At 49.2% G+C, this 303-nt stretch carries 1 tRNA gene; it reads left to right on the plus strand.

From position 1 onward, the window contains the following. Positions 1-79: 79 nt before the first annotated feature. Positions 80-152: transfer RNA gene (locus tag SAY88_RS24865), tRNA-Thr, on the plus strand. Positions 153-303: the final 151 nt, after the last annotated feature.

The raw sequence follows: 303 nt of genomic DNA on the forward strand, positions 1-303 counted from the left end.
GCTCAGTAGCTCAGTCGGTAGAGCAATGGACTGAAAATCCATGTGTCGGCGGTTCGATTCCGTCCTGAGCCACCATTCTGCCGGCCTAGCTCAATTGGTAGAGCAACTGACTTGTAATCAGTAGGTTGGGGGTTCAAGTCCTCTGGCCGGCACTGTAAGTATTATACCTAAAAGTAACTTCACATATTGACAATGTCGATCATTTTGTGTAAAATAGGTATTGTGTTTTTGTGGAGGGGTAGCGAAGTGGCTAAACGCGGCGGACTGTAAATCCGCTCCCTCCGGGTTCGGCGGTTCGAATCC

The sequence above is a fragment of the Halalkalibacter flavus genome (assembly GCF_036663575.1).
In the GTDB taxonomy this organism is placed as follows: domain Bacteria; phylum Bacillota; class Bacilli; order Bacillales; family Bacillaceae_D; genus Halalkalibacter; species Halalkalibacter flavus.